Below are 14134 nucleotides of genomic sequence, written 5' to 3' on the forward strand. Positions count from 1 at the left end.
CCATGACCGGCAGGACTAGGGCCAGGACGGTGGCCGACCCCTCCGCGGCGGCGACTGACGCGCCCGCCGAGGTGGAGACCCGTACCGCGCTGGGTGACCTCGGCCGGCGGCTGGCCGCCCGGCGACTGCAACTCGGCCTGACCAGGCGGCAGGCGGCGGCCCGCGCCGGAATGGCGGCCAGCTACCTCAGGTACCTGGAGGAGCACCCCGGCGCCGCGCCGGGCACGGGCGCCCTGATGAACCTGGCCCAGGCGCTGGAGACCACCGTCACCGAGCTCACCGGCGGCGATGCCGACCTGCCGCCCGGCACCGGACGGGCCGGGCGCGCACCGGAGTTCAGCAAGTTGCGGCCCAGCGAGTGCCGCACCCTGCTGGCCATGCACGGAGTGGGGCGGCTCGCCGTGCCCACGGCCTCGGGGCCGGTGATCGTGCCGGTCAACTACACCGTCGTGGACGGCGCGATCGTCTTCCGGACCGCGCGCGGCGCGACCCCCTCCCTGGCCGCGGGACTCCAGGTGGCGTTCGAGGTGGACCGCATCGACGACGCGTTCAGCGAGGGCTGGAGCGTCCTGGTGCGCGGGCCCGCCCGCGCGGTCACCGACCGGCACGAGCAGCTCAGGCTGGCGGAGCGGGCGTACAGCATGCCCTGGGCCGGCGGCCCCCGGAGCGTGTGGGTGCGCATCGACCCCTTCACCATCACCGGACGCCGGATCACCGTGTGAGGCGGTCCGGCGCCCGGCCTGGGCCACGGTCTGTCCGCCCGGCGCGGGAACGACGGAGCGACACCGCGGGGGATCGGTGCCGCTCCTGCCACCACTTTCGTGCGTGCCCCGCCGCGTCCATAGTGCCGATGGGCCCCCATGGGGGGCCACAGGTCCCTCGACCCGTGCGGCCCGCCGCGGCCCGGGCCGCTTCGGCCCCGGGAACGGGCCACTCGGCCCATCCCGCGGACGGGCCCGTGGCCGCACGCTGAAGGTGTCCCAGGAAGGGACCCCCGTCTCCGGGAGGACGCCATGAACGGCACTCCGACCGTCGTGAACGACGTGATGACCCGCACGGTGGTCGCCCTGCGCACCGGCGCGGCCTTCAAGGAGATCGTGCAGGCGATGCAGGACTGGGGAGTGAGCGCCCTCCCCGTGCTGGACGCCGACGGCCGGGTCGTGGGCGTGGTCTCCGAGGCCGACCTGCTGCCCAAGGAGGAGTACCGCGAGGGCGACCCTGACCGGTACGCGCAGGTCCAGCACCTCGCCGACCTCCGCAAGGCGGACGCGGTGACCGCGGCGGAGCTGATGACCTACCCGGCCGTCACCGTGCCGCCCGAGGCCACCCTCGCCCACGCGGCGCGGGTCATGGCCCGCCGCAGGGTCAAGCGCCTGCCGGTCGTCGGCCGGGACGGAACCCTCCAGGGCGTCGTCAGCCGCTCCGACCTCCTGAAGGTGTTCCTGCGCGCCGACGAGGACATCGCCGAGGACGTCGGCCGGGAGGTCGTGGTGAGGCTGTTCGGCACCGCGGACGCCCCGGTGCGGGTCGAGGTGCGCGAGGGGGTGGTCACCCTCACCGGACGCGTCCACGACGCGGTGCTCGTGCCGCTCGCCGTCCTGCTGACACGGTCGGTGCCGGGCGTCGTCGACGTGCACTGCGCCCTGACCGGCCCGCGCCGCCACCCGCACGCCGGTCCGGAACTCCCGGAGCCGCGCCGCACGGCCCCCGCCTGACGGCGGCCGACGGCAGACGGAGCCGAGAGGAGGCCAGCACCGATGCCGGCGAAGACGTCCCGCAGGAACAGGCCCGCCGTCCGGCTGTGGCGTTGGCGGCGCAACGCGCTGCGCAGGCACAGCGACGTCGTCGAGGCGTGGATCGTGCTCGGCGTCTGGCTCCTCGTCCTGGTCGGCGGAGCGGTGGCGGGCCTGGTGACGGCACGGACGGTGGACTCGGACCTCGCCGCGCGCCGGGCCCGGGCGCACCCGGTGGCCGCCGTGGTCACCGACGTCACGCCGGTGACGCCGGCCGCGACGAGCGCCCGCGACGACGGCCGGATGTGGGTCGCCGTGCGGTGGACCGACGCGGCCGGCTCGGTGCACCAGGCCCGGACCAGGATGCTGCCGGACGCCCTGACGGGCACCCGGCTCACGGTCTGGACGGACGGGGCCGACCGAGTGGTGGCGAAGCCTCTGGGCAGGACGGAGGCGGCCGTCCAGGCGGCTCTGACCGGCGTCCTCTTCGGCCCCCTCGCCGCCGGGACGATCTGGGCGGGCGGCCGCCTGCTCCGAGCCGGGCTCGTACGCCGTCGCCTGACCGAATGGGACGAGGAGTGGAAACGGGTCGGCCCCGAGTGGCGCAAACTCAGCGGCGGACGGGGGTGAGGGGGCGGTTTCAAGGATGCCCACCCCACGGAATCCGGGCCGTGCGCCGCGGCGCACGGCCCGGCCACGGCCTCTCAGTCGTCGGCGTCTCAGTCGTCGGTGGATGTGAGGTGGCAGTCCACGCCGACCACGCCCTCGACGGCGCGGACCATGCCGACCGCCAGCGGGATGCGGGCCGCGTCGGTGACGCGGCCGGTCAGGGTGGCGACGCCGTCCGAGACCGTGATGTGCACGGGCTCGGCAGGGGCCGGGAAGAGGACGTCGACGACGTCGCGCCGGATCTCGTCGGCGAGGTCGCCGTCCGGGCGCAGGAACACCTTGAGCAGGTCCGAGCGGCTGACGACGCCTTCGAGCACCCCCTCGGTGTTCACCACCGGCAGCCGCTTGACGCGCCGCATGGCCATGATCCGTGCCGCCTCGGCGAGCGTGGCGTCGGCGTGCACGGTGACGGCCGGGGTGCTCATCACCTCGTCCGCCGTCACCGCCCCGGCCTTGGCCAGGTCGGGCAGCCGGCGGAGCTGGGTGCGCCGGTCCGGATCGCTGTCGCGGAACTCCTCCTTGGGCAGCAGATCGGCCTCGGAGACCACACCGATCACCCGGCTGTCGCCCTCCAGCACGGGCAGCGCACTGACCTTCCACTGCTCCATGCGCTCGACGATGTCCTTGAACGGGGCCTTGCGGCCGACGGCGACGACGGCACGCGTCATCACGTCGTTCACCCGGTACGGGCTGCCTGCCATGGTGTCCTCCTCACCGGGCCGGGTGCTCACACCAGGCCGCCGCTGCCGTAGGGGGCGTAGAGGTCGAGCAGCCGGATCCGGGACGCGTGCAGCCGCTGCGCGACCACCCGCCCGACCCAGACCGCGATCGCCCGGCCGAACTCCGGGTCCGCGGCGCACATCTCCAGGACGGTCCCGGCGTCGAACTCCCAGGCCCGCACCGGGCTCAGCGCCTCGGCGCCCAACTGCCAGATGTGCGGCGGGTAGTGCCAGGACCAGCCGACCAGGTCGCCGTGGCCGAGCGACTCGATGACGGCCGGACGGCGGCCGGGCACCCGCAGGTCCAGGGCCACGGTGCCGGTCCGCACGATCCAGAAGCGGTCGGCACGCCTGCCTTCCTCGAACAGGCGGGTACCGCTCTCGAACGAGGCCTCGCGGGCGGCCCGCATCAGGCTTTCACGCTGCTCGGCGGGCAGAGCCGCGTTCAAGGTGGTGGTGGCGGAGGTCATGGCACCGGCTCCCTTCATGGCGTCTGCTGCCAGCGTGGGCCTCCCGGGCCCCTGGCACCACGGGCCGCTCGGGCCCGACTCCGGGGCCCTTCGGCCCGGACGTGCACGCCGGGAAGGGCGAGCGGCGGGACGGACGCACGGCGGGACGGACGTACGACGGGGACGGCGTGACGGCGTGACGGCGGGAAGGACGCCATCCGCTTCTCGTGGATCCTGATTGCGCGGTGCACGGCCGTGAGCCGCTTCTCCGCGTCTCCAAGGAGTCCTTCCCGCTACCTCCAGCAGACCACGGGAAGCGCGGGTCCACCAGTAGTGCCCCGCCGCCGTTCCCCTCCGGCCTCCAGCCGCTCCAGCCCCTCGTCACTCCCCGGACAGGTCGAGCAGCACCTTGGAGGCGACGGTGCGGTCCCGGGCCGCGGCGAAGGCGGCGGCCGACCGCTCCAGCGGGAACACATGGGTGACGGCGGGCTCCACGTGCAGTCCCTGGGCCAGCAGCGTCAGCGCCTCGTCGAACTCGGTGTCGAAGCGGAACGCCCCGCGCAGCTCCAGCTCCCGCGTCACCGTGACGTTGCCGAGCAGCCCGATCTCGCCCGGCGGCAGCAGGCCCAGCAGTACGACCGTGCCGCCGCGGCGCGCCCGCTCCACGCAGGTGCGCAGTCCCGCGGGCGCGCCGGACGCCTCGACGGCGACGTCGAAGCCGCCGGACCAGGCCGCATCGGCGGGCCGGTCCGCGCGCACCGTGGCGGTGGCGCCCATCGCCTCGGCGATCCGCAGCGGCTCCTCGTGCAGATCGCTGACGACGATCTCGGCCGCCCCGGCGTGCCGCAGCGCCGCCACGACCAGGCAGCCGATGGGACCGGCGCCGGTGACCAGGACCCGCCTGCCGCGGACCTCGCCCGCCCGGCGCACGGCGTGCAGCGCCACCGACAGCGGCTCGGCGAGCACCGCGCGGCGCAGGCTCAGGCCGGGCGGCAGCGGCCGGACCTGGTCGGCGGGCACGCTGACGAGCTGGGCGAAGCCGCCCTGGACGTGCGGGGTGTGGGCGGCGCTGCCCAGGTAGCGGGTATGGCCGCAGATGTTGCGCCGGCCGCGCGCGCACTCCTCGCAGGCGCCGCAGGGGGTGGCGGGATGGATCGCGATGGGAGTGCCCGGCGCCGGCCCGTCCGGTACGCCGGCGCCGGGCCCGAGGTCGGCGACATGGCCGACCACCTCGTGCCCGAGCACCATCGGCTCGCGCAGCGCGAAGTCACCCACCCTGCCGCTGTGGTGGTAGTGCAGATCGGATCCGCAGATCCCGCCGAGGGCGACGGCGACCGCGATCTCACCCGGTCCGGGGCCGGTGAACGGCCGCTCCTCGATCCGCAGGTCGCCGGCTCCGTGGACGACACAGGCTCGCATGGTCAGGGGCTCCTTCACGGTCACAGGACGGAGAGCATGCCGCCGTCGACGTACAGCAACTGCCCGTTGACGAAGTCGGAGGCGGGGGAGGACAGGAAGAGCAGGGCGCCGACGAGGTCCGCGACGTCGCCCCAGCGCCCGGCCGGGGTACGCCCGCGCACCCAGGCGCTGAACTCCTGGTCGGCGACCAGCGCGGAGGTCAGCTCGGTGTCGAAGTAGCCGGGGCCGATGCCGTTGACCTGGATGCCGTGCGGCCCGAGGTCGGCGCACATGCCCTTGGTCAGCATCTTCAGGCCGCCCTTGGTGGCGGAGTAGGGCGCGATGCCGGGGCGCACCACCTCGCTCTGCAGCGAGCAGATGTTGACGATCTTGCCCTGCCCGCGCGGCACCATGCGCCGGGCGACCTCGCGGCCGACCAGGAAGGCGCTGGTGAGGTTGGTGTCCAGCAGGCCGTGCCAGTCCTCGTCGGTGAAGTCGAGCAGGGGCGCGCGGCGCTGGGCCCCGGTGTTGTTCACCAGGACGCCGATCGGCCCCACCCCGTCCTCGATCCGGGCGACGGCGGCGGTGACCGCGGCGGAGTCGGTGACGTCGAACGCCTCCGCCACGACCGCCTCCCCGAACTCCGCCGCCAGCTCCGCGCGGGCCGACTCCAACGCCACGGCGTCGCGACCGTTGAGGACCACCGTGCAGCCCGCCTCCAGCAGCCCCCGGGCGAGCGCCTTGCCGATGCCGCGACTCGATCCGGTGACCAGGGCCACCTTGCCGGTGACGTCGAAAAGGGGGTGGCTCATCTGTGTCGTCCTCCAGGGTGGCCTCGACCGCGATGCACTGCAGTTCTTTCCATTCAGTGGAAAGGCTGCCTGCTCAACGGAAAGCATCGTGGTCATGTCCGGGACTCGCTGTCAACCGCTGGATGAAAGGCCTTTCCGCTCAATGGAAAACAGCTGTAGAACTGCGTACGCTGCCACCCGTGACCTCCAGTGACTCCAGAGATCCCGCCGCCGCCCCGGCGGACGTCGTGGGCCGGGCGATCCGGCTGCTCGTCCTGGTCGGCGAGCACGCGCACGGCAGCACCCTGTCCGCGCTGGCCCGGGAGAGCGGTGTCCCCGTGAGCACCGCGCACCGGCTGCTCGGCACGCTGCGCCGTGAGGGCCTGGTGGAGTTCGAGCCCGACGGCAAGCGCTACAGGCCCGGCCTCAAGCTGTTCCAGCTCGGCCAGCAGGCCGGACAGGCCTACGGGTTCGCCGGCACCGCCCTGCCCGTGATGCAGCGCGTGACCCGGCAGACCGAGGAAGCCACCCTGATGTCCGTGCTCGACGGCGCCCGGCACCTGTACGTGCACTACGTCGACGGGCCGCTGCCGGTCGGCGTGCGCAGCGAGCCGGGCCGGCACGGGCCGCTGCACTGCACCTCGATGGGCAAGGTGCTGATGGCCTTCGCCCCCGACGACGTGCGCGCCGATCTGCTGGACCGCGTGGAGCTGACGCCGCACGGGCCGAACGGCATCACCGACCGCGACGTCCTGCGCGCGGAGGTGGCCCGCGCCGCCGACCTCGGGTACGCGACGGTCGACGAGGAGCACCATGCCGGGCTGCGCGCCGTGGCCGTCCCGATCCTGCGCGCGGACGGGAGCCTCTTCGGCGCCCTGTCCACCGCCGCCCCCGCCTTCCGGCGCGAACTGGACGACCTGGTGGCACTGGTTCCCGTGCTGCGGTCGGCCGCCGCGGAACTGGGGGTCCGACTGCCCGCCCGCTGAGCCGGGCGATCCGGCTCTGGACGGCGGCGGAGGCGCTGGGTTAGCCTCCGTGTCCAGAGTTGGATTTCCAGTCTAGTTTTCCGGATGGCCACCGATGGACCACGTCATGGACGGCGCCGAGCCGGACCGCCGCGCCGGTGCGGCGACCTCGGCGGCCGCCGAGGCGGACGAGCACCTCATCCGGGAGACGGAGAAGATCGCCGTCGCCCTCGGACGCATGTTCCCGGGCCTGTGCGAAGTCGTCCTGCACGACCTGCGCGACCCCCGGCACGCCGTCCGGGCGATCGAGAACAACCTCTCGGGCCGCCGCGTCGGGGACTCCGCGACCGAGCTGGGCCTCGCCCGGATCGCCGACCCGGAGTACCCGGGCGTCATCCAGAACTACCCCAACCGGTTCCCCGACGGCCGCCCGGCCAAGAGCACCTCGATCGGCATCAAGAACGCGGCCGGCGACTACGTCGCCGCCCTCTGCCTGAACCTCGACGTCTCCGTGCTCTCACCCGTCACGCTCGCCCTGTCCAACCTCGTCGCCACCGACGACGACCACCGCGACCAGCCGCTGGAGACCCTGCGCGACCGCAATGCCCGGGAACTGCGCCGGGCCGTCGAGACGCTCGCCGCCGAGCGCGGCGGGACACCGCGTTCGCTGAGCCGCGACGCCAAGAAGGCACTCGTACGGCATCTGCACGCCGAGGGGTACTTCGACTCGCGCGACGCCGCCCAGACCATCGCCGACCTGCTCGGCGTGTCCCGCGCCACCGTCTACAACTACACCAGGTGAGAGGCCGCCCATGACCGCCGCGGACCACCGTCTGCCGCTCATCGCCGAGGAGCGGACCGCCGCCCCCGCTTCCGCCCGGACCCTGGCCGACCCCGACACGCCGTTCGCGGTCGTCGACGCGCACCGGGTGCGGCGCAACATCGCCCGGCTCGCCCGGCGCGCCGACCGCCTCGGCGTCACCCTGCGCCCGCACGTCAAGACGGCCAAGAGCCTCGACGTCGCCGCGCTCCCGCACGACGGCGCACCCGGCCCCGTGACCGTCTCCACCCTCGCCGAGGCCGAGGCGTTCGCCGACGGCGGTCACACCGACATCACCTACGCCGTCGGCATCGACCCGCACAAGCTGCCCCGGGTGATCGCCCTGCTGCGCCGAGGCGTCACCCTGCGCGTCCTGCTCGACAGCGCCGAGCAGGCGGCGTCCGTGGCCGAAGCGGCCAGGGAGGCGGGCATCGCCGTGCCCGCCCAGATCGAGATCGACTGCGACGGCCACCGCGGCGGCCTGCGGCCCGACGCGCCGGAGCTCGTCGGCATCGGCCGCGTCCTGCACGCCGCGGGCTGCCTCGACGGGGTCCTGACCCACGCGGGCGAGTCCTACTTCGCCCACACCGCCGAGGAGCGCCGCCGGGCGGCGGAGGGGGAGCGCGACGCCGCCGTCGCGGCCGCCGGACGGCTGCGCGCCGCCGGTCTGCCCGTGCCCGTGGTCAGTGTCGGCTCCACCCCCACCGCGCACGCCGCGGAGGACCTCACCGGGGTCACCGAACTGCGCGCCGGGAACTACGTCTTCTTCGACCTCGTGATGGCCGGCCTCGGCGTCTGCGACCTCGACGACCTCGCCCTGTCGGTCGTCGTCACCGTCATCGGCCACCGCCCCGAGTACGGCTGGATCATCACCGACGGCGGCTGGATGGCCATGTCCCGGGACCGCGGCACCTCCACCCAGCCCCAGGACCAGGGGTACGGACTGGTCGCCGACCTCGGCGGCCGGCTCGTCCCCGGGCTCGTCATGACCGCCGCCAGCCAGGAGCACGGCACCCTCACCGCCCGCGACGGCGCCCGCCTGCCCGACCTGCCCATCGGCACCCGGCTGCGCGTCCTGCCCAACCACGCCTGCGCCACCGCCGCCCAGCACCAGGGCTACCACGTCGTCGACGGCACCCTGCCCGCCGAACCCGCCCCCGCGGTCCAGGCGGTCTGGAAACGCGTCACCGGCTGGTGACCCGCACCCCGCCGGCCACCGTCCCGCCCGTCGCCCCCGCCCGCTCCTGCCGTAAGGAACCAGCATGGCCGCCGCATCACCCGTATCGTTCGACGACGTCCGGGAGGCCGCCGCACGCCTCCGCGGCATCGCCCACCGCACTCCCGTCCTCACCTCCCGCACGCTGAACTCGGCCGTCGGCGCCGAGGTGTTCGTCAAGTGCGAGAACTTCCAGCGGGTCGGCGCCTTCAAGTTCCGCGGCGCCTACAATGCCGCCGCCCGGCTCTCGCCCGGACAGCTCGCCAAGGGCATCGCCGCCTACTCGTCCGGCAACCACGCCCAGGCGACCGCGCTGGCCGCCCGGGAACTGGGCACCAGCGCCGTCATCCTGATGCCCGAGGACGCCCCCCGCTCCAAGCTGGCCGCCACCGCCGGATACGGCGCCGAGGTCGTCACGTACGACCGCTACGCCCAGGACCGCACCGCGCTCGGCGAAGCCCTGGCCGAGGACCGCGGCCTGGCCCTGATCCCGCCCTACGACCACCCCGACGTCATCGCCGGCCAGGGCACGGCCGCCCTCGAACTGCTGGAGGAGACCGGGGAACTCGACGCGCTCCTGGTGCCGGTCGGCGGCGGCGGCCTCATCGCCGGCAGCGCCACCGCGGCCAAGGCGCTGCACCCCGGCATCCGCGTGATCGGCGTGGAACCCGAGGCGGGCGACGACACCAGGCTGTCCCTGGCCAGCGGCGCGCGCGTCACCATCCCGGTGCCCCGCACCATCGCCGACGGCCAGGCGCTCGCCACGCCCGGCGAGATCACCTTCCCGATCAACCAGCGCCTCGTCGACGCCGTCAGCGTCGTCAGCGACGAGGAGATCGTCCACACCATGCGGTTCGTCTTCGAACGCCTGAAGATCGTGCTCGAACCGAGCGGAGCGAGCGCCCTCGCCGCCCTCATGGCCGGGCGCGTCGACAACCCGCCCCGGCGGATCGGCGTCATCGCCTCCGGCGGCAACATCGACACCGAGAGGTTCGCCGCACTCCTCGCCCGCTGACCCTGTGACTTCTCCCACCTGCTCTTGCCGCGGCGGCCGGGGCCTCCTTACGTTCGGACGCATGTCCACCCATGGCCCCATCATTCCTGGCGAACCGGACGAACCCGTCGCGGCGGGCGAGCTCCCGGCGGACCGGCCCGGCACCGCCGAGCCGGTCGAGTTCACCGTCGACCTCAGCTCCCACGAGATGCTCCGGCGCACGCACACCGTGGCCGCCCTCGGCGCCGGCTGGGACCCCGTCGCGGCGCTGCACGGCGAGCAGGCCGCGTACGACCTGCTGTACTCCGGCCTCGACGACGAACAGCAGCGGCTGTACGAGGAGCTGATCGCGGCCGGTGTGCTGCCGCGGCGCGGCGGCGGCGATGCTGCCGCTTGACCCGCAGGCCGACATCGGCCGCCGGGCCTGGGTGGCCTGCCCCAACTGCGACGACCGCCGCGGCTGCGCCACCTGCCAGCAGGGGCGCCCGTGCCGGGGGCACTGGCGCTACCTGCTCTCCAACACCGGCAGCCTGCTGCACCTGCAGTGCCCCTCCTGCCGCCACGTCTGGAACCACGAGACGCACTTCGGCGCCACCCGCTCCCGGATGTGACGCGGGCCGGGACACGCGGCGCCGCTCAGCGGGCCCCCGTCCAGTTGTGGGCCACGTCGACGACCAGATGGCCCGACACCTGCTGGACCCGGAACGGCAGCCGGGCCCGGACGCCGAGACCCACCTGCGTCTCGCCCTCGAAGCTGCCGGCGAACCGGGTGTCCCGGAAGGTCCGGTACCCGTGGACGTTCACGCCCGGCAGGGTGCGGCCGACCCGCCCCGGGTAGGTGACCGCGCCGGTCGCCGGGTCGTAGCTCGGCGCGCCGACGTGCACGTCCAGCACGGCCCCGCCGCCGACCGGGATCGTGTGCCCGGTGGCGCTCTGCCGCAGCCGGTTCACGTACCGGACGTAGTAGCCGACGGCGCGGCCGCCGCCCGGCACGTCGAACACCATGCGGTCGTAGCAGTCGTGCCGGCCGGTCCTGATGTTCTTCAGCGGCACCGCCCCGGTGGCCGTACCGCCCTTCGCTCCGCTGCCCCAGCCGGTCGGACAGGCCGTGGCCCGCGCGGCGGCCGCCGGAGCCGTGTCCGCGGCCGTCGCCACGCCGCCCAGTCCGGCGCCCGCCAGGACGAGAGCTGTCGCTATTACACCTGTTCTCCGCATGATGTCCCCCTTGGTCACGCCATGCTGTTATGGGATGAGACATGCGGATATGGCGAATGGTTGCACGCGGAGCGGGGGAATCTGCCGCGTGTTCGCCGGGGGCTCAGGACAGGGGCGGCGCCCGGTGCGGGGCGGTGGGCATCGCGAGGTGCGCGAGGTCGCCCGGCGGCGGGGTCCGCACCGGCCACAGGGGAGCGGCTTCGCCGTCGGCGAGCGCGGCGGGAGCGTCGGTGAGGTTCATCCGCTCGCGCAGCCGGCCGTAGAAGTCCATCGGGCCCAGCCGGACCGCCTTGAGCCGGCGGGGGGCTGCGTACACCCCGATCCAGTCCCCGGGGTTCAGCACCCCGCGCACCTGGCCGTCGATGCTGACGGCGGCCGGCCCGGACCGTTCCAGCACCCGCAGCGCGATGGGCTCGTCCGGCGCGGCCACGACCGAGCGGTTGAACGCCATGTGCGGGGCGACCGGGGTGAAGATCAGCCCCTCGGCGCGGGGCGAGACCACCGGCCCGCCCGCGGCGAAGCTGTACGCCGTCGAGCCCGTGGGCGTGGCCACCAGCAGCGCGTCGGCCGAGTAGGCGGCGAGCAGCCGGCCGGCGAGATAGACGCCCACCGACACCTGCCGGTCCCGGGTCAGCTTCTCCAGCACCACGTCGTTCAGCGCGACGACGTTCAGGGCGACGCCCCAGTCGTCGCCGATCTCGCACTCCGCGCGCACCCGGGGCGGCGGCAGCATCGGACCGCGGCCGTAGCGCACCAGCTCCTCCATGGGCTCCGGCACCTCCAGCCGGCACGACGCCCGCAGGGTGAGCAGCATCCGGTTCTCGACCGTGATCCGCTCCTCCCGTACGGCGTCCAGCGCGACGCGCACGGCCGGGGCGGGCACCTCCGTCAGGAAGCCCACCCGCCCGAGGTCGACGCCCAGCACCAGGGCGTCGTTCTCGGCTGCCAGCCGGGCGCCGCGCAGGAAGGTCCCGTCGCCGCCCAGGGTGATGACCAGGTCCGGATCGCCGGCCGCGTCCATCTCCTCCCGGGCGCTGTGCCGCTCGCCCTCCTGCCACACGTCGATGTCGGCACAGGCCACCTCGTGCTCCGCGCACCACTCGCGCGCCGCACGCGCGGCGGCCACGGCCTCCGCCCGTCCGCCGTGCACGACGAGGCCGACACGGTTCACCGTCATAGCCGCCTCCCAGCCGGTTCGCCCAGAAACCCATCCTCGCCGGGAATCCCGGCGGGCACCTCCCGCGGGCGGGTTCCGTGCCGGTCCGAACCCGTCCGCGTCACCGCCGTGTCACAGGTGGGCCGCCGCGGAACCCCTGGTCAGGCTGCTCTGTCTGGGTGGGTGAGCGCCGGCGCCGAGCCGGCCGACCTGAGCACTTCGAACCATCGGGGGATCCCATGCCGTACCGCAGCACCGTCCGGGTCGCCACATCCGCCGCCGCCGTGATCGCGGCCGCCCTGTCGCTGGCGGCATGCCGGTCCGGCGGCGACGAGCCGGCCGCCGGGGCGTCCCCGGCACCGGCGGCCACCGCCGCTTCCCCCACCGCCTCCGCCGGACACGCCACCGCCCCCACGAGCCCGGCGCCCACGGCCTCCCGGCCCGCGGGCGCCGGCACCCCGGCCGCCACGGCGGCCCCCGCCTCACCGGCGTCCCACACCTCGGCGAAGCCCGCGCCGCCGTGCCCGGCGACGGCGCTGAAGACCAGCGCCCGCCAGGCCGCCGACCGCCCGGACGGCACCGGCACCGGCGCGGCGGTCGTGGAGTTCACCAACGTCTCCGGCGGGGCCTGCGTGCTGCGGGGCCACCCCACGGTGGCCGGGGCGGGCAACGGCTCGCCCGGCCACAACAAGCCGCTGTCGGTCACCGCGCAGGGCGCCGCGTCGAGCGTGCGGCTCGCACCGGGCGGCAGGGCGTGGGTGAAGCTGACCTTCGTCCAGGTGCAGGGCGAGGGCGACGGCTACTGCGCGTCCGGCGCCGAGCCCGCCGCCTACCCGACGCTGGTGGTCGGCCTGCCCGGGGCGGGAGCGCACCAGGTGGCGCTGGACGACGGTGTGTTCGCCGAGTGCGACGACACGGTCACGGCGACCGCGGTGACGTCCGTCGAGCCGGCCTGAACCGCGTCGGCCGGCCCCGCCGCGCACGGGCGAGGGCGGGGGCGGCCGACGTGGGGGCGGGGACGCGGCGGCCGGTTCCGTACCCTGGCGGCATGCGCATGCGCCCCACCCTGACCTGGACCCCCGCGGAGGACCTGCCGCCGGGCACCACTGACCTGGAGCCGGTCGCCGACGCGCTGAGCGGCGGCGGTGTGCTGGTGCTCAGCGGGGCCGGCATCTCCACCGAGTCGGGCATCCCCGACTACCGGGGCGAGGGCGGCAGCCTGAGCCGGCACACCCCGATGACCTACCAGGAGTTCACCGCGGACGCCCTGGCCAGGCGCCGGTACTGGGCGCGCAGCCACCTCGGCTGGCGCACCTTCGGCCGCGCGCGGCCCAACACCGGGCACCGGGCCGTGGCCGCCTTCGAACGGCACGGCCTGCTCTCGGGCCTGATCACCCAGAACGTCGACCGCCTGCACCAGGCGGCGGGCACCGCGAACGTCGTGGAGCTCCACGGCAGCCTGGACCGGGTCGTCTGCCTCTCCTGCGGCGCCCTCAGCCCGCGCCGCGACCTCGCCCGGCGCCTGGAGGAGGCCAACCCGGGCTTCGATCCGGTGGCCGCGGGCATCAACCCGGACGGTGACGCCGACCTGACCGACGACCAGGTCGGCGACTTCCGCGTGCTGCCCTGCACGGTCTGCGGCGGCATCCTGAAGCCCGACGTCGTGTTCTTCGGCGAAGCCGTGCCACCGGCGCGCGTCGAGCACTGCCGCACGCTGGTCCGCGAGGCCTCCTCGCTGCTGGTCCTCGGCTCCTCCCTGACGGTGATGTCCGGCCTGCGGTTCGTCCGCCAGGCCGCCCAGTCCGGGAAACCGGTGCTGATCGTCAACCAGGACCCCACCCGAGGCGACCGCCACGCCCGTACCCGCGTCGCGCTCCCCCTGGGAGCGGCCCTCACCACGGTGGCCGCCCGGCTGGGCGTCCCCGTCGACGGCGGGACCGGGGACATGACGCGGCCCTGAGCCGTCGGCGGCTCCGCCAGGGCACCGGAGCCCTCGGCCGCCCGGCGGG

General features: G+C 74.8%; 17 protein-coding genes. 11 read left to right on the plus strand and 6 right to left on the minus strand.

Annotated features, from left to right (window positions below):
* Nucleotides 1–2 precede the first annotated feature (2 nt).
* The 3 genes from ACFYU0_RS06040 (at nt 3) to ACFYU0_RS06050 (ending at nt 2363) form a co-directional block, all read left to right on the plus strand.
* On the plus strand, nt 3–722 hold the full coding sequence (locus tag ACFYU0_RS06040; RefSeq protein ID WP_351666363.1) for a pyridoxamine 5'-phosphate oxidase family protein: 720 nt from the start codon (nt 3–5) through the stop codon (nt 720–722).
* Nucleotides 723–1013: 291 nt separating this feature from the next.
* The gene (locus ACFYU0_RS06045) at nt 1014–1715 is read left to right on the plus strand and encodes a CBS domain-containing protein (RefSeq protein WP_389298134.1); all 702 of its coding nucleotides are present in this window, start codon (nt 1014–1016) and stop codon (nt 1713–1715) included.
* A 42-nt stretch (nt 1716–1757) separates the two neighbouring features.
* Nucleotides 1758–2363 carry a hypothetical protein gene (locus tag ACFYU0_RS06050; protein WP_389298136.1) on the plus strand — a complete coding sequence of 202 codons (606 nt, stop codon included), beginning with the start codon at nt 1758–1760 and terminating at the stop codon, nt 2361–2363.
* Nucleotides 2364–2452: 89 nt separating this feature from the next.
* Here the strand turns inward: ACFYU0_RS06050 and ACFYU0_RS06055 are convergent, their stop codons facing one another.
* From ACFYU0_RS06055 to ACFYU0_RS06070, 4 genes are all read right to left on the minus strand, one after another.
* Nucleotides 2453–3103 carry a CBS domain-containing protein gene (locus ACFYU0_RS06055; protein WP_389298138.1) on the minus strand — a complete coding sequence of 217 codons (651 nt, stop codon included), beginning with the start codon at nt 3101–3103 and terminating at the stop codon, nt 2453–2455.
* Nucleotides 3104–3129: 26 nt separating this feature from the next.
* On the minus strand, nt 3130–3591 hold the full coding sequence (locus tag ACFYU0_RS06060; protein ID WP_351666367.1) for a cyclic nucleotide-binding domain-containing protein: 462 nt from the start codon (nt 3589–3591) through the stop codon (nt 3130–3132).
* A 360-nt stretch (nt 3592–3951) separates the two neighbouring features.
* Nucleotides 3952–4989 carry an L-idonate 5-dehydrogenase gene (locus ACFYU0_RS06065; protein WP_389298140.1) on the minus strand — a complete coding sequence of 346 codons (1038 nt, stop codon included), beginning with the start codon at nt 4987–4989 and terminating at the stop codon, nt 3952–3954.
* A 20-nt stretch (nt 4990–5009) separates the two neighbouring features.
* Nucleotides 5010–5780 (minus strand): SDR family oxidoreductase, encoded by a 771-nt coding sequence (locus tag ACFYU0_RS06070; protein ID WP_389298142.1) that lies wholly within the window; start codon nt 5778–5780, stop codon nt 5010–5012.
* Nucleotides 5781–5959: 179 nt separating this feature from the next.
* On the opposite strand from ACFYU0_RS06070, the gene ACFYU0_RS06075 reads away from it, so the two are divergent.
* From ACFYU0_RS06075 to ACFYU0_RS06100, 6 genes are all read left to right on the plus strand, one after another.
* Entirely contained in the window at nt 5960–6745 is a 786-nt protein-coding gene (locus ACFYU0_RS06075) for an IclR family transcriptional regulator (RefSeq protein WP_389298144.1), read from the plus strand.
* Between the two features lie 106 nt (nt 6746–6851).
* Nucleotides 6852–7526 (plus strand): PAS domain-containing protein, encoded by a 675-nt coding sequence (locus tag ACFYU0_RS06080; RefSeq protein WP_351666501.1) that lies wholly within the window; start codon nt 6852–6854, stop codon nt 7524–7526.
* 10 nt (nt 7527–7536) lie between these two features.
* Entirely contained in the window at nt 7537–8742 is a 1206-nt protein-coding gene (locus ACFYU0_RS06085) for an alanine racemase (protein WP_389298146.1), read from the plus strand.
* A gap of 64 nt (nt 8743–8806) precedes the next feature.
* On the plus strand, nt 8807–9775 hold the full coding sequence (locus tag ACFYU0_RS06090) for a threo-3-hydroxy-L-aspartate ammonia-lyase (RefSeq protein ID WP_389298148.1): 969 nt from the start codon (nt 8807–8809) through the stop codon (nt 9773–9775).
* A gap of 61 nt (nt 9776–9836) precedes the next feature.
* On the plus strand, nt 9837–10151 hold the full coding sequence (locus ACFYU0_RS06095) for a DUF6400 family protein (RefSeq protein ID WP_389298150.1): 315 nt from the start codon (nt 9837–9839) through the stop codon (nt 10149–10151).
* Nucleotides 10138–10365 (plus strand): hypothetical protein, encoded by a 228-nt coding sequence (locus ACFYU0_RS06100; protein ID WP_389298152.1) that lies wholly within the window; start codon nt 10138–10140, stop codon nt 10363–10365. The genes ACFYU0_RS06095 and ACFYU0_RS06100 overlap by 14 nt, the downstream gene beginning before the upstream one ends.
* A 25-nt stretch (nt 10366–10390) precedes the next feature.
* Here the strand turns inward: ACFYU0_RS06100 and ACFYU0_RS06105 are convergent, their stop codons facing one another.
* Complete coding sequence (locus ACFYU0_RS06105) at nt 10391–10969, minus strand: hypothetical protein (RefSeq protein ID WP_389298894.1); 579 nt, start codon at nt 10967–10969, stop codon at nt 10391–10393.
* Between the two features lie 103 nt (nt 10970–11072).
* Nucleotides 11073–12146, minus strand: coding sequence for an NAD(+)/NADH kinase (locus tag ACFYU0_RS06110; protein WP_389298153.1), 1074 nt, complete (start codon nt 12144–12146; stop codon nt 11073–11075).
* Between the two features lie 218 nt (nt 12147–12364).
* On the opposite strand from ACFYU0_RS06110, the gene ACFYU0_RS06115 reads away from it, so the two are divergent.
* Nucleotides 12365–13081 (plus strand): DUF4232 domain-containing protein, encoded by a 717-nt coding sequence (locus ACFYU0_RS06115; RefSeq protein WP_389298155.1) that lies wholly within the window; start codon nt 12365–12367, stop codon nt 13079–13081.
* 92 nt (nt 13082–13173) lie between these two features.
* The gene (locus ACFYU0_RS06120) at nt 13174–14085 is read left to right on the plus strand and encodes an NAD-dependent protein deacetylase (RefSeq protein ID WP_351666377.1); all 912 of its coding nucleotides are present in this window, start codon (nt 13174–13176) and stop codon (nt 14083–14085) included.
* The last annotated feature ends 49 nt before the right edge of the window (nt 14086–14134 follow it).

The sequence above is a fragment of the Streptomyces sp. NPDC003720 genome (assembly GCF_042875075.1).
Lineage (GTDB): Bacteria > Actinomycetota > Actinomycetes > Streptomycetales > Streptomycetaceae > Streptomyces.